Source organism: Kitasatospora sp. NPDC028961 (genome assembly GCF_055564815.1).
This window is the reverse complement of record NZ_JBVHVO010000002.1, coordinates 1-20317: the sequence shown is the minus strand read 5'-3', so window position 1 is coordinate 20317 and position 20317 is coordinate 1. Positions and strand designations below refer to the sequence as shown.

The window sequence follows — 20317 nt, the reverse complement described above, 5'->3', positions numbered from 1 at the left end:
CACTCCGGACCACCGCCCGGCTCACCCCACGACGGCACCGCCGTCCACCGGCAACACTACTCCGGTGACGAACGAGGCCTGTGGAGAGGCGAGTTGCGTGATCGCCCAGGCCACCTCGGCGGGCCGGCCGATCCGCCCGAGCGGGGTGTGGGCGATCTGCCACCGCCGCACGGCCTCCCGCTGTCCGGCGTCGAGCCCGGAGTGCTCGCCGATCGGGGTCTCGATCGCCCCGGGCGCCACCGCGACCACCCGCACGCCGCGCGGTGCCAGCTCCACCGCCCAGCTGCGGGTCACCGACTCCAGTGCGGCCTTGCTCGCCGCGTACACCGCGTTGCCCGGCCAGCCGCGCTGGCCGACGGACGTCGTGACGTTGACGATCACACCCCGGCTCGCCTCCAGCGGCGCCAGGGCGGCCTGGCCGAGCAGGACGGCGGCGGTCAGGTTGGTCGCGAGCTGGTCCGCGACCGCGTCCCGGGTGATCCCGCCGAGGGCGCCGCCGCGGACGATCCCGGCGTTGTTCACCAGCACGTCCAGCCGCCCGTACCGGTCGAGCACCTCGCGTACGAGCGCCTCGGGGGCGTCGGCGCCGGTGATGTCCGCGGTCAGCGGGTGGATCCGGCCGGGGGCGCCGCGCGCGGTCTCCGCCAGTGGCTCGGCCCGCCGTCCGACCGCCACCACCCCGACCTCCGGGTCCTGGGCCGCGAAGGCGTGTGCGGTGGCCCGGCCGATCCCCGTCCCGGCGCCGGTGACCAGCACGATGCGGGTGGCCGGTCGGTGCTGCGTGTGCTCGTTCATGCGGTCCACCCTCCGACCCTGCCGCCAGTGGCAAGGTCAAGCGGGTGCCCGGCTCCGGTCGGGGGCGGCGGGCGGAGTACCGGCGGGGGCGGGCGGAGGACCGGAGGGGGCGGCGGGCCGGAACATCCGCCTCCGCTTGCTGTGCCGGGCGCGAACAGGCGCCGCCCGGGGGCGGTCGCGGGCCGGGCGGGCTGCTAGGAAGGTGCCATCGGAAGGCGCCGTCGGAAAGGTGCCCTCGGATCCGAACGGGGAGAACACGCATGAGCGACGAACGGCCCGAGAGCCTGTACGACGCGCTGGGGGGCATGGAGGCGCTCCGCCGTCTCAGCAACACCTTCTACGAGGGCGTCCTGGCCGACCCGGTGCTGAAGCCCGTCTTCGCGAACTTCACCACCACCCACATCGAACACGTCGCCGTCTGGCTGGCCGAGGTCTTCGGCGGCCCGGCCCGGTTCACCGCCGACCTCGGCGGCCACCAGGCGCTGCTCCGCACGCACCTCGGACTCGCCATCACCGAGGAGCAGCGCGGGCGCTGGATGGAGCTGATGGGCGCCGCCGTGCGGCAGGAGCTGCCCGGGGACGAGCTGCTGCGCCGCCGGGTGCTGGAGTACTTCGACTGGGGCACGAAGATCGCCAGGGACGTCTCGGCGGCGCCCGTCGGCGAGGACCTCGGGGACCCGGGGCCGACCCCGCGCTGGGGCTGGGAGGGCCTGCGATGACGGTCGCCACCGAATCGCCCGTCGCCGAGGGCCTGCTGCTGCGTCCGTTCCGGGACGAGGACGCGGCTGCCCTGGTCGAGATCTACCGGGACGAGACACTGCGGCACTTCACCCGTACCCCCGTGGCGGATCTGGACGAGGCGGCCCGCTGGCTGGAGGCGCAGGAGCGCGGCCGGGTGGCCGGCGAGCGGTACAGCTTCGCCGTCCTGGCGCCCCTCGGCGGTCCCGCCGGGGCGTTGCCCGCCGACCGCGGCCCGGCCGGGGACCGGCCGGCCGAGCTGGTCGCCAACGTGGTGCTCAAGCGCGGCGCGCCCGGTGCGCCGGCGGCCGAGGTGGGCTACTGGACGGCCGCCGCCGCCCGCGGCCGCGGCGTGGCCCCGCGCGCCCTGGAGGGGCTCACCCGCTGGGCGTTCGCGGCCTTCGCGGCGGACGGGCTGGTCCGGCTCGACCTGCTCCACCAGGTGGACAACACGGCCTCCTGCCGGGTGGCCGAGAAGGCCGGCTACCGGTTCGGGAGCGTTCTGCGGGCCAGCCCGCCGGAGTTCCCCCTGGACGGCCACCTGCACAGCCGCTCGGCCTGACCCGCACAGCCGCTCGGCCCGGCCCGCCATTGGCGGGTTCGCGGCGAATCCGGTGGACGCGGGCCGGGGCGGCGGTCCAGAGTGCTCCCCATGGCTTCTCTGGTACGACATGTGACGATCGACTGCGCCGACCCCTACCGCCTCGGCGAGTTCTGGGCGAAGGTGCTGGACGGCAAGCTGGCCGACGACGACTTCCCGGGGGACCCGGAGGCCCTCCTGGAGACGCCGGGCGCCGTGCTGCTGTTCATCCGGGTGCCCGACGGCAAGACCGTGAAGAACCGCGTCCACCTGGACCTCCAGCCCCAGGACCGCTCCCGGGACGAGGAGGTGGAGCGCCTGCTGGAGCTGGGCGCCACCGTCCACGACGACCAGCGGCGCCCGGACGGCACCGGCTGGGTGACCATGGCGGACATCGAGGGCAACGAGTTCTGCGTCGAGCGCAGCGCCGCCGAGCGGGCCGCCACCGCCTGACCGGTCGCCGGCTCCCCGGCCCCCCGGCTCCCGACTCCTGCCTCCCGGGGGTCACTCCCCGGCCACGGCCGCCCGCCAGCTCCACGAGGCCCTGCGCGGACGGCCGTTCAGCTCGCCGCGCCCGGTGCACCAGAGCAGGACGGCGGTGGACCCGCCGGGCGGGGCGTCGGGGAACAGCCGGGCCAGGACCGCCGCGCCGAGGCCGGCCGGGGGCCGCCAGGACAGGCCGAGTCCGAGGGCGATGTCATGGGTGTGCAGCAGCAGTTCGGCCACGCCCATCGCGGCGAACCCGGCCGGGTCGCAGGGCCCGTAGTGCCAGGCCCGCAGGTCGGGCGGCGCGGCGTCCAGGGCGGTGGCCAGCAGGTGCCCGCAGGCCGTCACCACCGCCAGGACGTCCTCGGGCGGGGCGTCGGCCCGCACGGTGAGGTCGAGCGGCAGGTATCCGGCGGCGGGTCGGCCGGCGAGCTGCCCGGCGTAGGCGAGCAGGTCGTGCGCGAGGTGGACGGCCGTCTCCCGGCAGCTCCACTCCAGCGGCCCGGCCGGCGCGGCCCAGGCCGGGCCGTCACCGGTGTGCGGACCGAGGGTGTCCCGCAGTTCGCCGAGCGCGGCCCGGACGTCGTCACCGTTCATGGCGGCAGCCTCTCACTTCCCCCCGGTGCGCCGGGCCCGTCCCGTGGGCGCGCGCGACGGCCCGCCGTCCGGGCGGTCCGGGCCGCCGGCCGGCCGGGCTGGGTCGAGCGTCGGGCGGTCCGGGCCGGTCGCTGTGCCGGTCAGCCGAGCTGGATCGAGCGCTTGGCCAGGCCCATCCAGAACCCGTCGATCACGCTGCGCTGGCTGCCCAGGTCGGCCTCGCCGGCGCCGAGGGTGACGAACAGCGGGGCGAAGTGCTCGGTGCGCGGGTGGGCGAGCCGCCCGGCCGGGGCCTTCCGCTCGAAGTCGAGCAGCGCGTCCAGGTCCTCGGCGGCCAGGGCGCGGCGGCCCCAGTCGTCGAACTCGGCCATCACCGAGCTGATCCGGCCGTCGGAGCTGAGCGCCCGCAGGTTGTGGGTGAAGAAGCCGCTGCCGACGATCAGCACGCCCTCGTCGCGCAGCGGGGCGAGCCGGCGGCCGATCTCCAGCAGCCGCTGCGGGTCCAGGGTGGGCATGGAGACCTGGAGGACGGGGACGTCCGCCTCGGGGAACATCTCCACCAGCGGGACGTAGGCGCCGTGGTCCAGCCCGCGGTCCGGGATGTCCTGGACGGGCGTGCCGGGGGCGCGCAGCAGTTTGCGGACCCGCTCGGCGAGCGCGGGGGCGCCGGGGGCGGCGTACCGCACCTGGTAGTAGTGCTCGGGGAAGCCCCAGAAGTCGTAGACCAGCGGCACGGTGGTGACGGCTCCGAGGGCCAGCGGGGCCTCCTCCCAGTGGGCGGAGACCATCAGGACGGCCTTGGGGCGGGGCAGCTCGGCGGACCAGGCGGCCAGCTGGCCGGGCCACAGCGGGTCGTCGGCGAGCGGCGGTGCGCCGTGCGAGAGGTAGAGGGCGGGCATGCGCTCGGGGGCGGCGGTGCTCATGACGGCTTCTCTCGCTTCCAAAGTAGTTCAATTTTGAACCTCGACACGTCGACCGTACACCTTGGTTCGAATTTGAACAACAGGAGTACGCTTCCTCCATGGCCTCCCTGAACGAACCGCGCTGGCTGGACCACGACGAGATGGCCGCCTGGCGGGGCTTCGTCACCGCGAGCAACCTCCTGAACCGCCGGCTGGAACGCCAGCTCAAGGAGGACTCCGGCCTCTCACACACCCAGTACGAGATCCTGGTGCACCTCTCCGCCGCCCCGGCCGGCTCGCTGCGGATGACCGAACTGGCGGAGAAGCTCGTCACCTCCAAGAGCGGACTGACCTACCAGGTCACCCAGCTGGAGCGGATGGGCCTGGTGGGGCGCCGTTCGTGCCCCAGCGACGTGCGCGGCGTCTTCGCCGAACTCACCGACGAGGGGCGGGACATGCTGCGCCGGGCGGCGCCCGGCCACGTCGCCCTGGTCCGCGAGCTGCTGATCGACGTGCTCAGCCGCGAGCAGCTCGCCGTGCTGGCCGAGGGCCTCGGGGAGGTCAGTGCCCGGCTGCGTCTGGACGACGGGGCGTAGCGGGGGCGACGGCGGCCGCGGCCCGCTCCAGCAGCAGGGCGCGCTCCCGCGCGTTGCGGGCCAGCGATGCCGCCCGCTCGAACTCCGCCCGGGCCTCCTCGGCCCGCCCGAGCCGCGCCAGCAGGTCGCCGCGCACGCTCGGCAGCAGGTGGTACGCCCGCAGGGCCGGCTCCGCGGCCAGCGCGTCCACCAGCTCCAGTCCGGCCGCCGGGCCCCGGGCCATCGAGACCGCCACCGCGCGGTTCAGCTCGACCACCGGGGACGGCGTCAGCGCCGCGAGCCGCCCGTAGAGCGTGGCGATCATCGCCCAGTCGGTGTCCTCGTAGCGGGCGGCCCGCGCGTGGCAGGCGGCGATCGCGGCCTGGACCGCGTACGGCCCGGTGCCGGCCAGCCGCAGGGCCGCGAAGCCGCGCCGGATCAGCAGCCGGTCCCAGCGGGCGCGGTTCTGGTCGGCCAGCAGCACCGGCTGCCCGTCGGGCCCGGTGCGGGTCGCCGTCCGGGACGCCTGGAACTCCAGCAGGGCGGCCAGGCCGTGGACTTCGGGCTCCTGCGGGGCCAGCCCGGCGAGTACCCGGGCCAGCCGCAGCGCGTCCTCGCAGAGCCCCGGCCGGAGCAGGTCGTCGCCGGCCGTGGCCGCGTAACCCTCGTTGAAGATCAGGTAGACGACCTCCAGGACGGACGAGAGCCGGGCCGCCCGGTCCTCGCCGCGGGGGACCTCGAACGGCACCCGCGCGGTGGCGAGCGTCCGTTTGGCCCGGACGATCCGCTGGGCGACGGCCGGTTCGGTGCTGAGGAACGCCCGGGCGATCTCCTGGGTGGTGAGGCCGCCCAGCAGCCGCAGGGTGAGCGCGATCCGGGCCTGGGCCGACAGCACGGGGTGGCAGGCGGTGAAGATCAGCCGGAGCAGGTCGTCGTCGATGTCGTCCGGCTCGGCCGGCTCCGGCGGCGCCACGTCCTCCAGCGTCCGGCCGACCTCCGCGAGCTTGCGCGCGTACGTCTCCCTGCGGCGGACCAGGTCGATCGCGCGGTGCTTGGCGGTGGTCATCAGCCACGCGCCCGGCCGGTCCGGGACGCCCTGCGCGGGCCACTGCTCCAGCGCGGCGACCAGCGCGTCCTGGGCGAGCTCCTCGGCGATGCCGACGTCCCGCACGATGCGGGTGACACCGGCGATGATCCGCGGGGACTCGATCCTGAACACGGCCTCGACCGCCGCGGTCGCGCTGCTCTCCGTCACGGCCACCCATCAGAGCAGCCGGACGGCACCGGGGCAAACGCGGGCGCGGCGGCCGGGCGCGGGCCGGGCGGGTCGGGGATCAGGCCTCCGGCGGGGTGGTGTTCCCGTCGATCTGGCGCAACTCGGCGCCGACCTTCCAGCTCTCCGGGTGGATCTCCAGGAACCGCTTGGTCCACTCCAGGGCCTCGGCCTTGTCCTTGCACTGCATGATGGCGTAGCCGCCGACGACCTCCTTGGTCTCGGTGAACGGCCCGTCGGTGAAGCTCAGCTTCCCGCCCTCCCAGGTGACCCGGGTGCCCTCGGCGGTCGGCAGCAGTCCGGCGGTGTCCAGCATCACCCCGGCCTTGGTGATCTCCTCGAACAGCGCCCCCATCCGCTGCTCGAACTCCGGACCCGCCGACTGCATGTCCGGGGCGTCCTGCTCGTCGATACGGATCAGTGACATGAAGCGCGGCATGGTGACTCCTCGGTCGGGAGGGCGGGGCTTCTCCCCGCCTCTCACCCCTGCGTCGAACGGGGAGCGGCCGTTTCGACAGCCGCGACGGAATTCTTTCCGGAGATTCCGGGAGCGGCCACCGCAGGGCGCCGGGCGGTCGTCTCCTGGGCCGAGATCGCGGCCGCCCCGGCGGTGATCGCGGCGGACGGGGCGCCGTCCGCGACCTCGACCTCCACCCCGGCCGTCGCGCCGCCGGCGGCCACCTCGGCGACCGTGCCCGGGATCTGGTTGCGGCTGCTCAGCCCGGCGGCCCGTCGCGACTGCCAGAGCCCGGGTGCGACGGGCGCGCGTCTGCCGCTCCCGACAGTTCAGTACTTGCTGAATTCAGCCAAGGCTGTACTGTTGGAGTCATGGAACCGACCGCCGTGAACCCCCGCAACCCGCACCTGCCCGCCGAGGCGCAGGAGGCGGCCATGGAGCGGGTGGGCAAGGCCCTCGCCGACACCAGCCGGCGCCGGATCCTGCTCGCCCTGCTCGCCGCCCCGCACTACCCGGCCGACCTCGCCGAGGAGCTGGGCCTGACCAGGGCCAACGTCTCCAACCACCTCGCCTGCCTGCGCGACTGCGGCCTGGTGCGGACCGTCCCCGAAGGCCGCCGCACCCGCTACCACCTGGCCGACGACCGCCTCGCCCACGCCCTGCGGGACCTGCTCGCCGCCGTCCTGCCGCCCGAGAAGGAGCACTGACATGGGAGCGAACCACGGCCCCGCCGCCCCGGTCACCGTCAGCGGCGCCTACCGCCGCCGGATGCTGCTGACCATCACCGTCACCGCCGCCGTGCTGGTCCTCCAGGTGGTCGGCGGCCTGCTCTCCGGCAGCCTCGCCCTGCTCGCGGACTCCGGGCACATGCTGACCGACCTCTCCGGCGTCGCCCTCGCTCTGCTGGCCGTCCAGGTCGCCCAGCGCTCGCCCACCCTGCGGCGCACCTTCGGCCACTACCGGCTGGAGATCCTGGCCGCGCTCGCCAACGCCGTCCTCCTGGTCGCCGTCTTCGCCTGGGTCGCCTACGGCGCCGTCCGGCGCTTCGGCGAGCCCGTCGAGGTCCGGGGCGGCCTGATGCTGACCGTCGCGCTCGTCGGCCTCGCCGCCAACCTGGTCGGCGTCGTCCTGCTGCGCGGCGGCAAGGACCACAGCCTCAACCTGCGCGGCGCCTACCTGGAAGTGCTCGGCGACGCCCTCGGCTCGGTCGCCGCCATCGCCGCCGCCGTCACCATCCAGCTCACCGGCTGGCAGTACGCCGACCCGATCGCCTCGCTGCTGATCGGCGTGATGATCCTGCCGCGCGCCTACCTGCTGGGCCGCGACGCCCTGCGCGTCCTCCTGGAGGCCACCCCCGCGGACGTCGACCTCGCCGAACTCCGCACCCACTTCCTGGCCGAGGACGGCGTCCGCGAGGTCCACGACCTGCACGCCTGGACGATCACCTCCGGCATGCCCGTCCTCACCGCCCACGTGGTCGCCGACCCCCACCCGCCCGCCGACCTCCTCACCCGCCTGCGCCGCTGCGCCGCCGACCACTTCGGCATCAGCCACGCGACGCTGCAGGCGGAACCGGTCCGCCGCCTGTGCGACGAGGCGGCCCACGCCTGACGCCCCCTCGGGAACCGTCCGCCCCGGCGCGCCTGCGCCGGGGCGGACGGTCCGGCGTCGGAGGTCTCGCGTTCGGAACGGCCACGGCGCACGACGTCCGGAGTCCTGCGGATGGCGAAGGTCTCGGGGGTGTCCGGGGCCGAGGACGCGCGCCAGGTCGGCGGCGATCCGCTCGTTGGGGGCGACGGCTTCGTCGGTGCGCCTTCCGTCCACCGCCACCGTCAACTCCGGTGCGGGCCAACGGCTCCGGTGCGGATCCGTGTCCCGGTGCGGACACGTCGAGTCCGGCTTCGACTCGGAGAGAAGAGAATGGCCGTCAACTCGGCTGCGACGAGCGGGGAAGGAGGAGTGCCCACTCCTTTCCACTCTCAACTTATAGCGCACGGGGGGCCTTGCGGCAACGCCCCGGTCATGACGCAGAATCTGCGGTCGAAGCCGATGTCGATGCACAGGGGAGTTCTGAATGCGTGTGGTGCTGTCTGCCTACGATTCGCGCGGGGGCGTCGAGCCGCTGGTCGGGCTCGCGGGGCGGTTGCGGGAGCGCGGCGCGCAGGTGCGGGTCTGTGCGCCGCCGGACGATGAGTTCGCGAGGCGGCTGGCGGCGGTCGGGGTGGAGATGGTGCCGACCGGGCAGTCGGTGCGCGATCTGGTGACCGGGCGGACGCCGCCGTCGCCGGGCGGTGTGGTCCGGCGGGCGGCCGAGCTGGTGGCCGCGTTCTACGACGGCGTCATGTCGGTGGCCGAGGGGTGCGACGTGCTGGTGGCGACCGGTCTGCTGCCGGCGGCGGCCGGGGTGCGGGCGGCGGCCGAGAAGCTCGGCGCCCGTTACGTGTACGCGAGTTACCAGCCGGTCAGCCTGCCGTCCCCGCACCACCCTCCGATACCGCGCCCCGGGCGGCCGCTCCGTTCGGATGTGACCGACAACCGGGTGCTCTGGGAGCAGGACGCCGTGGACGCGCAGGAGGTGTTCGGCGAGGTGGTCAACGCCCACCGGGCGTCGATCGGCCTGCCGCCCGTGGACAACGTCCGCGACCATGTCTTCACCGACCTGCCGTGGCTGGCCACGGACCCGACCCTGGCGCCGTGGCAGCGGCCGGCGGAGCTGGACGTGGTGCAGACCGGCGCGTGGGTCCTGCCGGACGAACGCCCGCTGCCCACCGACCTGGTGGAGTTCCTGGACGCGGGCGCGCCGCCGGTGTACGTGGGCTTCGGCAGCGTTCCGGTGCGCGATCCGCAGGAGGTCGCCCGGTCGGTCGTCGAGGCGGTCCGCGCGCAGGGCCGCCGTGCGGTGATCTCCCGTGGCTGGGCCGCCCTGGGGTCGGCCGACGACCGGGACGACTGCTTCGTCGTAGGTGAGGTCAACCACCAGGCGCTGTTCCGCCGGGTGGCGGCCGTCGTGCACCACGGTGGCGCGGGCACCACGACGACGGCGACCTGGGCGGGTGCGCCCCAGGTGGTGGTGGCCCAGGGCGGGGACCAGCCGTACTTCGCGGGCCGGGTGGTCGGCCTGGGCATCGGTGCGGAGCACGAGGGGCCGACGCCGACCACCGAGTCGCTGTCGGCGGCGCTCAAGGTGGCGCTGGCGCCCGAGGTCCGTGAGCGGGCTGCGGCCGTGGCCGGTGCGTTCCGCACCGACGGCGCGGCGGTGGCCGCGGAGCTGCTGCTGGAGGGCCTCGGGCGGTAGCGGCCCGCCGTCGTCGCCACTACCCGTCGCCACCGCACCTGCCGCCACTCCAGCTGCCGCCGCTACCCCGTCGCCGCGCCGAGCTGAGCGACCAGGGTGCGCCAGTCGACCCGCCGCGAGGTGCTGGGAGCGGGCTCCGCAGTGTGGGCGGCGGCGGTGCGGGCGGCGGCGCGGGTGCGGCAGTCCCCGCAGCGGTGTTCGCCGTTCACCGGGCGGAAGGCACGGTCACAGGAGTCGCAGCAGACGGGTGCCGTCACGGTGCTCGGCTCCAGCGGGGCGGGCATCTTGCCCTCCAGGCGCCAACGCAGCAGGGCGGCAGGAGACTTGACCTGGTCCGGCAGTCCGCTGGTCAGCGCGGCGCGCAGGGCGGTCGAACTCACGCCCCTGGCCAGCCACTCGGCGGCCAGGGGCGCCAACCGCCGTACCTCGCGGGCCCCCAGGGTCAGCCGGGGGTCGATCCGCCGCAGCTCCAGCAGCGCCCGCTCGGCCTCGGTGGACCCGCCCTCGCCGAACCCGTCCTCGGTGAACTCACCCCGGGTGCGGGCGGGTTCGAGGGCCGGCGGGGGAGGGAGGGGGGAGGTGTTCACCCTGGGTGTCACTCCCGGGAGGGCGGTGCCGGAGGACCGGACGGACGACGACCCGCGGCTACGTTTCCCGGCATCCGGCGGGTCGTCGTGGCCGGACCGCTCCGCCCGCTCGAACTGCCCGTCGAACAGCCGGCCCGCCTCCGCCGCGCCCAACGGCACGCTGGAGAGCAGGGATTCGGTCCGCACCTGCCCGGCGGCGCCGCGCCGCCGGGTGGTGTGCAGCAGTCCGGCGCGGGCGAGTTGGCGGCGGGCGCGATCGGTGGTGACGCGCCCGCCGGAGAGCCCGGCGGCGAGGGCCGTCACCGTGGTGGTGCGGGCCTTCGCCGGGCCCAGTGCCAGGGCTCGTACAAGGAGTCGAAAGGCGGAGTCCGACAACTCGTCGTCCCACACCAAGGAGTTGGCAATCTGGGTGAAGTCGCGCGACGGCGCGATAGCATGCAGGAGCATCGTCAGTGGAGGCCTTACCACTCGGCGTATGAAGAGCCCGGCCGCGTGCGCTAACACGTTGCCGGGCTCGCCCCATTCTTCGGGGGCGATCCGCTTCTGGCGGTCACGGTACACCCAAATGACGGCCGGTCAGCACGCTCCGAACTGAAATGATTACCCGTTGTAGTGATGATCCGTGTCCTTGGCGGGCCGCAGCTCGGGCGGCAGCGGGGGCGCCTCCGAGAGCTTCACGGCCAACCCGCGCGCGAGGTCGAAGGCCGTCACCGGATCGCCCTGGTCGGCCCAGACCTCGGCGCCGCACCAGCGGCCGATCAGCCGGAACTGCTCCAGCGCCTCCGCGGGCAACTCGGCCTTGCCGCAGTAGTAGGCGAGCAGGTGGCGCAGCATCGGCAGCCGCTCGTCGTCCGCCGGGACGGCCGCCAGCGCCGTCGCGACCGCCTTCAGCCGCTCCTTGGCCTTCTCCCCGGCCAGCGTGGACCCGAGGGTCTTGCGCTTCTCCAGCTCGGACAGCGCGTGCAGGTAGATCCCCGGCAGCGGGCTCCCGGCCGGAGCGTGGTCCATCGCCCGCTCCGCGAACGCCAGCATCTGCTTGTCCGAGCCGAACCACTTGGCGCACCAGTACTGCATGCCCTGCCAGTGCGCCTCGTAGTGGTGCGGGGCCCGCTCGGCCAGTCCGGCCCAGAGCGGCTCGAACTGCTCCGGGGTGTACTGCGCGCCGCGCGCCGTCGTCACCATGACCACCCACGGAGCCGGGTCCCGCGGTGCCAGCAGGGCGGCGCGGCGGGCCGCCTCGATCGCGGCGGGCAGCAGCTCGCGGAACTTCGCCATGTCCTCGGCGGGCACCTCGTGCGCGTACTTGGAACCGCGGATCGCCCAGGCGCGGTGCACCATCTGCTTGGCCTCCAGGGTGGCCGCGTCGCAGCTGTTCGGGTCCGCGGCGCGCCAGGCCGTCAGCCAGGCGTCGTCCTCGTTGGCGATGCTCGCCAGCAGCTCCAGCCGCGACCAACGCTCCTCCCAGTCCTGGCCGGCCGCCTCGACGTGGGCGGCGGCGGGCCGCCAGTCCCCGCCCCAGGCCGCGTCGGCTATCGCCTGGGACCGTTGGCGCCGCTCCTCCGGCATCGGCGGCCCGGACCGGCGCGGGTCGAGCCGTTCGCGGGGGACGAGGCCGAAGGCGGCCGGATCGAACCGGTGCCTGGCCCACTCCACGGACTTGGTGGCGCGGGACTTCTTCACCGCGAAGTAGACGAGAACGGCCACGAGAATGAGCAGGAAATGGGTCACGGCGGCGAATCATCCCTGGTGGGAGGGGGTGAATGCAACGTCGAAAAAGGCTCGCCGAACACCCTTTTCCATGCAAACATGCCCTATATGGGGACGATTCTGCACGGCGCCCAGGTCACTCTCCGCCCCGCCGCGGAGGCGGACATCCCGGCCCTCGTGGCCATCCGCGGCACGCCCGAGGTCTTCGCCCGCTGGCGCGGTGGCGACGATCTCGCCGACGCCGTCGCCACCGACCTCAAGGAGCCGGGCACCGAGACCCTGGCGATCCTGGTCGAGGGTCAGGTGGCCGGCGCCATCCAGTGGTACGCCGAGAACGACGACGAGTACCGCCACGCGGGCATGGACATCTACCTCGACCCGGCCCGCCACGGTCGCGGCCTGGGCACCGACGCCGTCCGCACGCTGGCCCGCCACCTCGTCGCCGACCACCACTACCACCGCCTGATCATCGACCCGGCGGCGGACAACGCGGCGGCGATCCGCTGCTACGAGAAGGTCGGCTTCCGCCCGGTGGGCATCATGCGCCAGTACGAACGCGGCTCCGACGGCAGCTGGCACGACAACCTGCTGATGGACCTGCTGGCCGACGAACTCCGGTAGTGGCCGGGGCCCCGGGGGGTGCCCCGGGGCCCCGGCCGCGGGCTCTACCGCGCGTCCGGCGGCCGCGGTGCGTGCCGGGCCTCCTGCTCGGCGGCCTCGGCCGCTTCGGCGAGGCGCTTGATGGCGGCCAGCCGTCGGTCCCAGTCGGTCGCGAGCGCCGCCATCCACCGGGCCGTCGCGTCGAGCGCTGCGGGCCGGACCGCGTACCGCACCTCGCGGCCGGCCCGGGCGGCGGTGACCAGCCCGGCACCGTCCAGGACGGCCAGGTGCTTGACCACCGCCTGCCGCGAGACGGGCAGCCGCTCGGCGAGCGTGGTCGCGGTGGCCTCGCCCCGTTCGGCCAGCAGGTCCAGCAGCTGACGCCGCGTCGGGTCGGCGAGGGCGGCGAGCACACCGTCGACCGGCTCGGCGCCGCCGCGGCCCCCGTCGCTCACGCGGGCCGGGCCGCCGCGGTCACCGTCGTTCACGCGGGCGGCTGTTCGGCGCGCTTGCGGAGCGCGTCGAGCACCTGGGGCCATCCGCCGGAGTTGTCCTCGACCGCCTTGCCGCGCAGCTCCTCGGAGCCGGCCAGGGCGGCGAACCCGCTCTCGACCACGCGCAGCCGCGTCCCCGCGCCCTCCGGGGTCAGCGTGAACTCCACGAGGGTGCTGTTGTCCTCGCGCAGGTCCTCGCCGGGGAAGGCGCTGGCCCAGCGGTAGGCCAGGTAGGTCGGCGGCTCGACCTTCTCGACCCGCACCGGGAAGACCCCGTACTCGGGGTTCTTCGCCACCATCGACTCGCCCTCGCGGGCCACCGTGCCGGCCAGGCTCGCCTCCTCGGTGACCCAGAACCCGGGCTGGGCCACCAGGGTCCAGACCAGCTCCGGGGATGCCGCGATCAGGGTCTCGCGCTCGATCCGGTCCTCACTCATGGGGAACTCCTTCGTCGCTGCCAGCTGTGTGCAACCCCAGAGTTGCACGTGGATCGCCCAAGTGCAACCAGGGGGTTGCGTGTCGATGCGGCCTTCGACGGCGGGCGGCCCACGGCCCCGCGCCCGGTGTCCGGTGCTCAGCGCTCGGGCGGGGGCGCGAGCACCATCGGCCAGGCCTCCCCGCCGGCGAGCAGGTCGTCGAGCGTCTCGTCCGGGCCCGCCGTGAACACCACCGTCGCGGGCGCCGCCCGCGCGTAAAGCTCCGGCTCCACCGCGGCCTCGGCCCGGAGCACCAGCACGGCCTCCGGGTCGACGGACGAGCGGCCGGTGAAGGCCGCGAGGTCCACGCCGGCCCGGTCGAGCGGCGCCGGGTACACGGCGACCTCGACCACCAGGCGGTCACCGGCCAGGGCGTGCTCGGCCCAACCGTCGGTCCGCACCAGGTGGAGCACGCCGTCGCCCTCGTAGCAGTGGGTGTCGAGCCGGGCGACGGCGCGCTCGGCCGGCGGGCCGTCGGGGTCGACGAGGAGGGCGACGACGGGCACCTCGGGCCCGTCGGGATCGATGCCGGGGCGGACGAGGAGCCGGGCCACGGGGGACCTCCGGGGTCAGGGCGGGCGGACGGGGTCACCGTAGGGCACGCCGCCGACGGAGCCCGCCGGTGCGGGGGCGAAATCGGGTGTGCCGTGCCCGGTCCACCCGTAGGGTGGCGCGATGATCATTTCTCATGAGGTGGCCGGGAGCGGCCCGGCGGTGGTCCTGCTGCACTCCACGGTCTGCGACCGGCGGATGTGGGACGGGCAGGTGCCCGCCCTGGTCGGAGCGGGCTTCCGGGTGGTCCGCTGCGACCTGCGGGGCTTCGGCGGGACGCCCGTCCCGGACCGGCCGTACGACAACGCCCGGGACGTCCTGGACCTCCTGGACGGGCTCGGGATCGAGCGTGCGGCACTGGTCGGGGCGTCCGGCGGGGGCCGGGTCGCGCTGGCGCTGGCGGCCCGATGGCCGGACCGGGTGACGGCGCTCGCGCTGCTCTGCACCGCGCTCGCCGGGCAGGAGCCGAGCGCCGGACTCCGCGCCTTCGGCGAGCGCGAGGACGCGCTGATCGAGGCGGGGGACATCGCCGGAGCGACCGAGCTCAACGTGCGGACCTGGCTGGGCCCCGAGGCGGGCGAGGCCGTCAGGGAGCAGGTGCGCCGGATGCAGCGGCACGCCTTCGACGTCCAACTCGCCGCCGAGGAGGACTTCCCGCAGATCCGGGTCGAGACCGATCCGGCCGCCGTCACGGCGCCCACGCTGCTGGTCACCGGCGCGCACGACTTCGCCGACTTCGGCCGGATCGCCGACCACCTCGCCGAGCGCATCGCCGGTGCCCGCCGCCTCGACCTGCCCTGGGCCGGCCACCTGCCCGCCCTGGAGCGGCCCGACGAGGTCAACGCGCTGCTGGTCGACTTCCTGGGCGCCGGCGCCGGCCTCCTCGCCGGCGCGGAGGCCGCGGGGAGCTGAACGACGGCTCCGGGGCGGCTCGCCGGCTCAGGCGGCCGCCGCCCCCGGGCAGCCGCAGGAGCGGCGGATCACCAGACGGGCGGGGAAGGTGTGCGCGCCCGCCGGGACGGGCTGCTCGTTCGCCTTGGCGGTCAGCACCAGGTCCACGGCGGCCCGGGCCATCTCGCCCTGCGCGGTGGCGACGGTGGTGAGCGGCGGCCCGGCGATGACGGCCTCGGCGATGTCGTCGAAGGCGGCCACCGCGAGGTCCTCCGGCACCCGGATGCCGAGGTCGTCGGCGGCGCGCAGCAGTCCGATCGCCTGGTCGTCGGTCGCGCAGAACACGGCGGACGGCCGGTCGGGCCGGGCCAGCAGGGCGAGGGCCTCGGCGTGGGCCCGGACGCGGTCGAAGGGCGCGGGCGTCAGCCGGCCGTCGGTGGGCAGCCCGGCCTCGGCCAGGGCGGCCGCCCAGCCGGCGGTCCGCGAGGTCACCGGGTCGTTCGGGCTGAGCGCGAACGTCCCGCCGAAGCAGTGGACGTCGGCGTGCCCGTGGGCCAGCAGGTGGCGCACCATCTCGCGGGCGCCGCCGTCGTCGTCGGCGACCACCGCCGCGCCGGTCTCGGTCTCCGCCCGGTGGTGCAGCAGCACGACGGGGGTGCCGTCGGTGGCCTCGAACCCGGCCACCCCGGGGACGGACGGGTCCTGGGTGACCAGGATCAGCCCGTCCACCTGCATGCCGAGGAAGGCCCGGATGTAGTGCGCCTCCCGCTCGTCGGCGTAGTCGGAGTTGCCGATCAGCAGCAGTCGGCCGCGCTCGGCCGCCGCCTGCTCGACCATGTGCGCGAGCCCGGCGAAGAACGGCTGCCGGGCGTCCGGCACGACCATGCCGATCAGGTTGGTCCGGCGGCGGGCCATCGCCTGGGCCACCCGGTTCGGCCGGTACCCCAGCTCCTCGACCGCCGCCAGGACACGGGCGCGGGTGGCCGCGGCCACCGGTCGTGGTCCGTCGTTGATCACATAGCTGACCACCGCCGTCGACGTTCCCGCCGCCCGCGCCACGTCGTCCCGCGTCACCCTTGCCATGCCCGCGAGCCTACACATCACCTCTGACCAGGCCCGAAGACGCCGGACCGACCGGTGTCCGGAGTCCGGACGCGCCGGCCCCCCGGGGGCGTCCGGCCGCCGCCTGCCTCCCGCGGCCGGAGGGCGGCGGCGCGATGGTCGGGCCGGCCTCGGAGGCCTGACCCGCCCGGCACGGGCCCCCGCCTGAACGTGCACGCGCCCCGGCGCTAGTAGGTGTGATCGGCCGTCACGTCCGCCGAGCGGTCGAGCGCGCGTTCCGCCGCCTCCCCCCGCAGGGCCAGCAGGGTCAGCGTCAGCGCGTCGACCACCGCCAGGTGGACCAGCCGGCTGGCGGTGGTCTCCAGGCCGAAGACGAGGTCCTGCCCGCCGGCGACCAGCGTGTGGGTGGCGGCCTCGCTCAGCGGCGAGCGGGCGTAGCTGGTGAGCGCGACGACGCTCGCGCCGGCGTCGCGCGCCCGGCGGGCGGCGTCGACCACGGTCGGTGACGCGCCGGTGTGGCTGACGGCCAGGCAGACCCCGGTGGCCGGGAGCCCGGCGGCGGCCAGCTGCGCGGTGAGCGGGTCGGCGGGGGCGTCGACCGGGATGCCCAGGGCGCGCAGGCGGTAGGCCGCGTCCAGGACGACCGCGCCGGAGAGGCCGGTGCCGACCAGGACGACCCGGTCGGCCGCGTTCAGCAGCTCGGCCGCCGCCCGCAGGCGCTGCGCGGACAGCGTGGTGGCGATCCCGTCGAGTGCCTCACGGGCGGCGCGGACGGTGTCGGTCAGCGCGCGGGCCGCCGGGTCCGCCTCCTCCGAGGGGTCCGGCGCGGGGGCCGGGCTCTGGCGGACGGCCGCGATCTTCAGCTCCTGGTAGCCCTTGAAGCCGAGCCGCTGGCACGCCCGCACCACGGAGGAGGAGGCGGTGCCGGCCAGTTCGGCGACGTCGCTCACGCTCAGGTGCACCAGATCGGCCCCCCGGTCGAGGACGACCTGCGCGACGCGCGCCTCGGTGCCGCGCAGCTCGCCGAGGCGCGCGCGGATGTGGGCGGCCAGCTGGGATTCCAGCGGCGAGAATTCGGAACGCTCTTCCATGGATCTAGGGTAGCGTGGAATTCGATTCCAGCCCGTCGGAGGGGAGCTTCGCCATGCCCGCAATCGCGTCCGCGCTGCCGAGCGGTGGGTCGGCGGCGGCCGTGCCGGTCGCCGTCCTCACCGCGGCGGTCCTGCACGCCGTCTGGAACGGGCTGGCCCACCGGATCCGGGACAAGCTGGTCGGCTTCGCCCTGATCAACCTCACCTACACCGCCTGCGCGGTGGTCCTGGTCGCGCTCAACCCGCTGCCGGCCGCCGGGGCCTGGCCGTACCTCCTCGCCTCCGTGGCGATGCAGGTCTCCTCCCAGCTCCTGCTGCTGCGCGCCTACCAGCTCGGCGACTTCGGGCAGATGTACCCGATCGCCCGGGGTTCGGCGCCATTGCTGGTGGCGGTGCTCTCCGTGACGGTGCTCGGCCAGGCCCTGGGCGGCGGCGAGCTGCTGGGCGTGCTGGTGATCTCCTGCGGCCTGATCGGGCTGGCCTTCGCCCGGGGGATACCCGGGCGGGCGCAGCTGCCCGCTCTCACCGCCGCCGCCGGTACCGGCGTGATGATCGCCTCGTACACCGTGCTGGACGGCAGCGGGGTCCGGCACGCGGGCACCGTCGGCGGCTACGTGGCCTGGCTCTTCCTGCTCCAGGGGCCGTGCCTGGCGCTGATCGCCCGGATCCGCCGGGGCCGCGGCCTGCTCGTCGGGGCCGGCCCGGTGGTGCCGGTGGGGATCGTCGGCGGGGTGCTCTCCCTGACCGCCTACGGGCTGGTGGTCTGGGCGCAGTCCCGGGGCAGCCTGGCGGCCGTCGCCGCGCTGCGCGAGACGAGCATCGTGATCGCCGCGCTGATCGCGACCGTGGTCTTCCGCGAACGGCTCGGGCGGCTGCGGATGACCGCGAGCGCCACCGTCCTGGCCGGGATCGCCGTGTTGGAGCTCGCCCGTCCGTAGCGGCCGGGCGAGCACCGGGCGGCTCAGGGGACGATGACCGTCAGCGTGCTCCTGGTGAGCCGGAATCCGAGCGACTCGTACAGTCGGCGGGCCGCGTTGCCCTCGGTGACGGCCAGCCCCATCCCGGGGTTCCCGCGGCCGGCGAGGTCGGCCATCACCCGGCGCATCAGGTCGCGGCCGAGCCCCGGGTAGCCGAGCTCCGGGTGCCGGAAGACATGGGCGATCCAGGGCAGGCCCTCGTAGTCGGTCACGACGGCGCCGGCCACGACCCGGTCGTCCGCGTCCACGACCAGGGCGCTGGACGGCAGCACGGGGCCGACCACCCCGCCGGCCAGCAGGCTGCGCAGTTCCTCCCGCGAGGTCCGCTCGTCGTGGTCGGGGCGGTGGTCGGGGTGGCCGGGGCCGAACGCGGCGCCCAGCGCCGGGGCGAGCTCCTCGGCGGTGCGGTCGCACGGCACGCTGCGGTACCCGTCCCGCAGCGGGGTCCGTGCCCAGTCCGGCCATCCGGCCGGCGGTGGATCACCGGCGAGGTCGCGCAGCATGGTGTGCCCGAGCCGGAGCGGGCGGGCCCCGCGGCGCCGCAACCGCTCGCCGAAGCCCACCCGGCTGGAGACGACCCAGCCCGACATGTCCGTCAGCACGAACTCCACCGGGTCGACGGTGCTCACGGCCTCGCCGCCGGGCGTCCCGGGGCCCATGACCTCCAGCAGACCGGCCCAGGGCCGGCCCTCCCGCTCACCGCGCTGGTAGCGGACGACCGGAAGGCCGTCGGCGTCGCGCCCGAACTCCCAGTCGGGTTCCATCTCTGTCACGCGGTCCATCCGATCTCCGAGAGCCGTCCTGCCTCCGCCATGCTCGTCGGACGGCCGTTCGTGGATCAAGTGGTCGGGTTCTCCCTGCCCGGTCCGTCACGACACCGTCGCCGCCCTGACACAGAGCACGTCCGGCAGGTGGGAGAGCAGCAGCGACCAGTTCTCGCCCTCGTCGGGGCTGCCGTAGACCTCGCCGGTGCGGTTGCCGAAGTAGATCCCGGCCGGTTCGGCGTCGTCGGTGCGCAGCGCGTCGCGCAGCACGACGCCGTAGTGGTCCTCGCCCGGCAGGCCGTTGGCGAGCGGCTGCCAGCTGTCCCCGCCGTCCTCGGTGCGGTAGACCCGGCAGCGGCGGCCCGGGGGGATCCGGTCGCCGGCGCCGCCGAGCGGGAAGAGGTAGGCGGTGTCGGCCCGGCGCGGGTGGGCGGCGACGGCGAAGCCGAAGTCGGCGGGCAGGCCGTCGGTGACGGAGCGCCAGCTCGCGCCCGCGTCGTCACTGCGGTACACGCCGCCGTGGTTCTGCAGGTAGAGGCGGTCCCGCCGGACGGCGTCCGGTGCGATCTTGTGCACGCACTGGCCGAACTCGGGGTACTGGCTCTCCTCCGGGAAGAACTCCGCGCGCAGCCCGGTGTTGGAGGGCTCCCAGCTCGCGCCGCCGTCCTTGCTCCGGTAGACGCCGCCGCTGGAGACGGCGACGAGCAGGCGTCCGGGGTCGCGCGGATCGGTGAGGATCGTGTGCAGCCCCTGGCCGCCGTACCCGGCGCCCCATTCGGACCGCTGCGGATGGTTCCAGAGCGGCTCGACCAGGGCGAAGGTCTCGCCGCCGTCCTCGGAGCGGAACAGCGCCGCCGGTTCGGTGCCCGCGTAGACCACGCCGGGCGCCTCCTCACCGGCCGGCTGGAGCTGCCAGACCCGGGTGAGCGACGCTCCGGTGTGCTCGGGGAAGCGGACGGCCGGCTTCGCCGGTTCGAACCAGCTCGCGCCGAGGTCGTCGGAGCGCCAGACCGACGGGCCCCAGTGGCTGCTGTCCGCACCGACCAGCAGCCTGGTCCGGCCGCCCCGGCGATCGATCGAGACGGCGTAGATCGCGTTCATCGGGAAGTGCGGCCCGCTGAACTCCCAGTCCGCCCGGGATCGGCTGCGGCCGAGAAAGAGGCCCTTCTCCGTCCCGACGGCCAACAACACCTCGGTCATACCGGCCACCACCTGTTCGGCGCAACGGCCCCCACCGGACACCCCTCCACGGGCCAGTGTCCCGCCGCCCGCCCGGGGTCACACCTTGCCACGCCGACGCGGCGAGGTGCCGGGAGCGGTGCGGCGGCCGGCACCCCCTACGACTCCGACCTCGCCCAAGGGACCACCGAGGCAGCCAAGTTCGTCGCCGCTCTCGACCCCGGTGACCCGCCCGTCAC

General features: G+C 75.1%; 25 protein-coding genes. 10 read left to right on the top strand and 15 right to left on the bottom strand.

Annotated features, from left to right (window positions below):
• Positions 1–21: 21 nt before the first annotated feature.
• Positions 22–795: an SDR family NAD(P)-dependent oxidoreductase gene (locus ACZ4UX_RS04250; protein ID WP_465705457.1), complete on the bottom strand. Its 774-nt coding sequence runs from the start codon at positions 793–795 to the stop codon at positions 22–24.
• A gap of 260 nt (positions 796–1055) precedes the next feature.
• On the opposite strand from ACZ4UX_RS04250, the gene ACZ4UX_RS04245 reads away from it, so the two are divergent.
• The 3 genes from ACZ4UX_RS04245 to ACZ4UX_RS04235 all read left to right on the top strand — a co-directional run bounded on the left by ACZ4UX_RS04245 (position 1056) and on the right by ACZ4UX_RS04235 (position 2566).
• Positions 1056–1514: a group II truncated hemoglobin gene (locus tag ACZ4UX_RS04245; protein WP_352297133.1), complete on the top strand. Its 459-nt coding sequence runs from the start codon at positions 1056–1058 to the stop codon at positions 1512–1514.
• Positions 1511–2095 carry a GNAT family N-acetyltransferase gene (locus tag ACZ4UX_RS04240; protein ID WP_465705454.1) on the top strand — a complete coding sequence of 195 codons (585 nt, stop codon included), beginning with the start codon at positions 1511–1513 and terminating at the stop codon, positions 2093–2095. Before ACZ4UX_RS04245 ends, ACZ4UX_RS04240 begins: the two co-directional genes overlap by 4 nt.
• 90 nt (positions 2096–2185) lie before the next feature.
• On the top strand, positions 2186–2566 hold the full coding sequence (locus ACZ4UX_RS04235; RefSeq protein WP_329487027.1) for a VOC family protein: 381 nt from the start codon (positions 2186–2188) through the stop codon (positions 2564–2566).
• Positions 2567–2617: 51 nt separating this feature from the next.
• On the opposite strand, the gene ACZ4UX_RS04230 is transcribed toward ACZ4UX_RS04235, so the two are convergent.
• Positions 2618–3196: a maleylpyruvate isomerase N-terminal domain-containing protein gene (locus ACZ4UX_RS04230; protein ID WP_465705452.1), complete on the bottom strand. Its 579-nt coding sequence runs from the start codon at positions 3194–3196 to the stop codon at positions 2618–2620.
• A gap of 140 nt (positions 3197–3336) precedes the next feature.
• Positions 3337–4119: a dioxygenase family protein gene (locus ACZ4UX_RS04225; protein WP_380390597.1), complete on the bottom strand. Its 783-nt coding sequence runs from the start codon at positions 4117–4119 to the stop codon at positions 3337–3339.
• Between the two features lie 107 nt (positions 4120–4226).
• On the opposite strand from ACZ4UX_RS04225, the gene ACZ4UX_RS04220 reads away from it, so the two are divergent.
• On the top strand, positions 4227–4694 hold the full coding sequence (locus ACZ4UX_RS04220; protein ID WP_352297187.1) for a MarR family winged helix-turn-helix transcriptional regulator: 468 nt from the start codon (positions 4227–4229) through the stop codon (positions 4692–4694).
• On the opposite strand, the gene ACZ4UX_RS04215 is transcribed toward ACZ4UX_RS04220, so the two are convergent.
• The 3 genes from ACZ4UX_RS04215 to ACZ4UX_RS04205 all read right to left on the bottom strand — a co-directional run bounded on the left by ACZ4UX_RS04215 (position 4660) and on the right by ACZ4UX_RS04205 (position 6666).
• Positions 4660–5934: an RNA polymerase sigma factor gene (locus tag ACZ4UX_RS04215; RefSeq protein WP_465705450.1), complete on the bottom strand. Its 1275-nt coding sequence runs from the start codon at positions 5932–5934 to the stop codon at positions 4660–4662. The two genes, ACZ4UX_RS04220 and ACZ4UX_RS04215, sit on opposite strands and share 35 nt — an antisense overlap.
• Positions 5935–6007: 73 nt before the next feature.
• Positions 6008–6385 (bottom strand): YciI family protein, encoded by a 378-nt coding sequence (locus ACZ4UX_RS04210; protein ID WP_329487023.1) that lies wholly within the window; start codon positions 6383–6385, stop codon positions 6008–6010.
• Positions 6386–6426: 41 nt separating this feature from the next.
• On the bottom strand, positions 6427–6666 hold the full coding sequence (locus ACZ4UX_RS04205; RefSeq protein WP_465705958.1) for a TOBE domain-containing protein: 240 nt from the start codon (positions 6664–6666) through the stop codon (positions 6427–6429).
• Between the two features lie 171 nt (positions 6667–6837).
• On the opposite strand from ACZ4UX_RS04205, the gene ACZ4UX_RS04200 reads away from it, so the two are divergent.
• The 3 genes from ACZ4UX_RS04200 to ACZ4UX_RS04190 all read left to right on the top strand — a co-directional run bounded on the left by ACZ4UX_RS04200 (position 6838) and on the right by ACZ4UX_RS04190 (position 9698).
• Entirely contained in the window at positions 6838–7110 is a 273-nt protein-coding gene (locus ACZ4UX_RS04200) for an ArsR/SmtB family transcription factor (RefSeq protein WP_352297190.1), read from the top strand.
• Between the two features lies 1 nt (position 7111).
• Positions 7112–8014 carry a cation diffusion facilitator family transporter gene (locus ACZ4UX_RS04195; protein WP_465705448.1) on the top strand — a complete coding sequence of 301 codons (903 nt, stop codon included), beginning with the start codon at positions 7112–7114 and terminating at the stop codon, positions 8012–8014.
• A gap of 463 nt (positions 8015–8477) precedes the next feature.
• On the top strand, positions 8478–9698 hold the full coding sequence (locus ACZ4UX_RS04190) for a glycosyltransferase (RefSeq protein ID WP_465705446.1): 1221 nt from the start codon (positions 8478–8480) through the stop codon (positions 9696–9698).
• 62 nt (positions 9699–9760) lie between these two features.
• On the opposite strand, the gene ACZ4UX_RS04185 is transcribed toward ACZ4UX_RS04190, so the two are convergent.
• Both ACZ4UX_RS04185 and ACZ4UX_RS04180 read right to left on the bottom strand, forming a co-directional pair.
• Entirely contained in the window at positions 9761–10732 is a 972-nt protein-coding gene (locus tag ACZ4UX_RS04185) for a hypothetical protein (RefSeq protein WP_465705444.1), read from the bottom strand.
• 153 nt (positions 10733–10885) lie between these two features.
• The gene (locus ACZ4UX_RS04180) at positions 10886–12013 is read right to left on the bottom strand and encodes a hypothetical protein (RefSeq protein WP_465705442.1); all 1128 of its coding nucleotides are present in this window, start codon (positions 12011–12013) and stop codon (positions 10886–10888) included.
• Between the two features lie 87 nt (positions 12014–12100).
• Here ACZ4UX_RS04180 and ACZ4UX_RS04175 point away from each other — a divergent pair, with 87 nt between their 5' ends.
• Complete coding sequence (locus ACZ4UX_RS04175) at positions 12101–12613, top strand: GNAT family N-acetyltransferase (protein ID WP_465607639.1); 513 nt, start codon at positions 12101–12103, stop codon at positions 12611–12613.
• Between the two features lie 44 nt (positions 12614–12657).
• On the opposite strand, the gene ACZ4UX_RS04170 is transcribed toward ACZ4UX_RS04175, so the two are convergent.
• From ACZ4UX_RS04170 to ACZ4UX_RS04160, 3 genes are all read right to left on the bottom strand, one after another.
• Positions 12658–13047 carry an ArsR/SmtB family transcription factor gene (locus tag ACZ4UX_RS04170; RefSeq protein WP_352297168.1) on the bottom strand — a complete coding sequence of 130 codons (390 nt, stop codon included), beginning with the start codon at positions 13045–13047 and terminating at the stop codon, positions 12658–12660.
• A gap of 29 nt (positions 13048–13076) precedes the next feature.
• Complete coding sequence (locus ACZ4UX_RS04165; protein WP_465705440.1) at positions 13077–13523, bottom strand: SRPBCC domain-containing protein; 447 nt, start codon at positions 13521–13523, stop codon at positions 13077–13079.
• A 137-nt stretch (positions 13524–13660) separates the two neighbouring features.
• Positions 13661–14116, bottom strand: coding sequence for a hypothetical protein (locus ACZ4UX_RS04160; RefSeq protein ID WP_465705438.1), 456 nt, complete (start codon positions 14114–14116; stop codon positions 13661–13663).
• Positions 14117–14237: 121 nt separating this feature from the next.
• On the opposite strand from ACZ4UX_RS04160, the gene ACZ4UX_RS04155 reads away from it, so the two are divergent.
• A complete protein-coding gene (locus ACZ4UX_RS04155; RefSeq protein WP_465705436.1) occupies positions 14238–15026 on the top strand; it encodes an alpha/beta fold hydrolase in 789 nt (262 codons plus the stop codon).
• Positions 15027–15053: 27 nt separating this feature from the next.
• On the opposite strand, the gene ACZ4UX_RS04150 is transcribed toward ACZ4UX_RS04155, so the two are convergent.
• On the bottom strand, positions 15054–16088 hold the full coding sequence (locus ACZ4UX_RS04150; RefSeq protein WP_352297176.1) for a LacI family DNA-binding transcriptional regulator: 1035 nt from the start codon (positions 16086–16088) through the stop codon (positions 15054–15056).
• A 206-nt stretch (positions 16089–16294) separates the two neighbouring features.
• Complete coding sequence (locus ACZ4UX_RS04145) at positions 16295–17158, bottom strand: MurR/RpiR family transcriptional regulator (RefSeq protein WP_465705434.1); 864 nt, start codon at positions 17156–17158, stop codon at positions 16295–16297.
• A 53-nt stretch (positions 17159–17211) separates the two neighbouring features.
• Between ACZ4UX_RS04145 and ACZ4UX_RS04140 the strand changes: the two genes are divergently transcribed.
• Complete coding sequence (locus ACZ4UX_RS04140) at positions 17212–18096, top strand: DMT family transporter (RefSeq protein ID WP_329487007.1); 885 nt, start codon at positions 17212–17214, stop codon at positions 18094–18096.
• 23 nt (positions 18097–18119) lie between these two features.
• On the opposite strand, the gene ACZ4UX_RS04135 is transcribed toward ACZ4UX_RS04140, so the two are convergent.
• Both ACZ4UX_RS04135 and ACZ4UX_RS04130 read right to left on the bottom strand, forming a co-directional pair.
• Positions 18120–18899, bottom strand: a complete 780-nt coding sequence (locus ACZ4UX_RS04135; protein ID WP_465705957.1) for a GNAT family N-acetyltransferase — start codon at positions 18897–18899, stop codon at positions 18120–18122.
• Positions 18900–19004: 105 nt separating this feature from the next.
• On the bottom strand, positions 19005–20099 hold the full coding sequence (locus tag ACZ4UX_RS04130; protein WP_465705432.1) for a WD40/YVTN/BNR-like repeat-containing protein: 1095 nt from the start codon (positions 20097–20099) through the stop codon (positions 19005–19007).
• Positions 20100–20317: the final 218 nt, after the last annotated feature.

Bases quoted from the DNA above. Each gene is read 5' to 3' on its own strand.
- ACZ4UX_RS04250 (WP_465705457.1), bottom strand. From the start codon at position 795: ATGAACGAGCACACGCAGCACCGACCGGCCACCCGCATCGTGCTGGTC.
- ACZ4UX_RS04195 (WP_465705448.1), top strand. From the start codon at position 7,112: ATGGGAGCGAACCACGGCCCCGCCGCCCCGGTCACCGTCAGCGGCGCC.
- ACZ4UX_RS04190 (WP_465705446.1), top strand. From the start codon at position 8,478: ATGCGTGTGGTGCTGTCTGCCTACGATTCGCGCGGGGGCGTCGAGCCG.
- ACZ4UX_RS04130 (WP_465705432.1), bottom strand. From the start codon at position 20,099: ATGACCGAGGTGTTGTTGGCCGTCGGGACGGAGAAGGGCCTCTTTCTC.
- ACZ4UX_RS04145 (WP_465705434.1), bottom strand. From the start codon at position 17,158: ATGGAAGAGCGTTCCGAATTCTCGCCGCTGGAATCCCAGCTGGCCGCC.
- ACZ4UX_RS04135 (WP_465705957.1), bottom strand. From the start codon at position 18,899: ATGGAACCCGACTGGGAGTTCGGGCGCGACGCCGACGGCCTTCCGGTC.
- ACZ4UX_RS04175 (WP_465607639.1), top strand. From the start codon at position 12,101: ATGGGGACGATTCTGCACGGCGCCCAGGTCACTCTCCGCCCCGCCGCG.
- ACZ4UX_RS04140 (WP_329487007.1), top strand. From the start codon at position 17,212: ATGCCCGCAATCGCGTCCGCGCTGCCGAGCGGTGGGTCGGCGGCGGCC.
- ACZ4UX_RS04225 (WP_380390597.1), bottom strand. From the start codon at position 4,119: ATGAGCACCGCCGCCCCCGAGCGCATGCCCGCCCTCTACCTCTCGCAC.
- ACZ4UX_RS04165 (WP_465705440.1), bottom strand. From the start codon at position 13,523: ATGAGTGAGGACCGGATCGAGCGCGAGACCCTGATCGCGGCATCCCCG.
- ACZ4UX_RS04245 (WP_352297133.1), top strand. From the start codon at position 1,056: ATGAGCGACGAACGGCCCGAGAGCCTGTACGACGCGCTGGGGGGCATG.
- ACZ4UX_RS04210 (WP_329487023.1), bottom strand. From the start codon at position 6,385: ATGCCGCGCTTCATGTCACTGATCCGTATCGACGAGCAGGACGCCCCG.
- ACZ4UX_RS04155 (WP_465705436.1), top strand. From the start codon at position 14,238: ATGATCATTTCTCATGAGGTGGCCGGGAGCGGCCCGGCGGTGGTCCTG.
- ACZ4UX_RS04230 (WP_465705452.1), bottom strand. From the start codon at position 3,196: ATGAACGGTGACGACGTCCGGGCCGCGCTCGGCGAACTGCGGGACACC.
- ACZ4UX_RS04240 (WP_465705454.1), top strand. From the start codon at position 1,511: ATGACGGTCGCCACCGAATCGCCCGTCGCCGAGGGCCTGCTGCTGCGT.
- ACZ4UX_RS04185 (WP_465705444.1), bottom strand. From the start codon at position 10,732: ATGCTCCTGCATGCTATCGCGCCGTCGCGCGACTTCACCCAGATTGCC.
- ACZ4UX_RS04235 (WP_329487027.1), top strand. From the start codon at position 2,186: ATGGCTTCTCTGGTACGACATGTGACGATCGACTGCGCCGACCCCTAC.
- ACZ4UX_RS04150 (WP_352297176.1), bottom strand. From the start codon at position 16,088: ATGGCAAGGGTGACGCGGGACGACGTGGCGCGGGCGGCGGGAACGTCG.
- ACZ4UX_RS04200 (WP_352297190.1), top strand. From the start codon at position 6,838: ATGGAGCGGGTGGGCAAGGCCCTCGCCGACACCAGCCGGCGCCGGATC.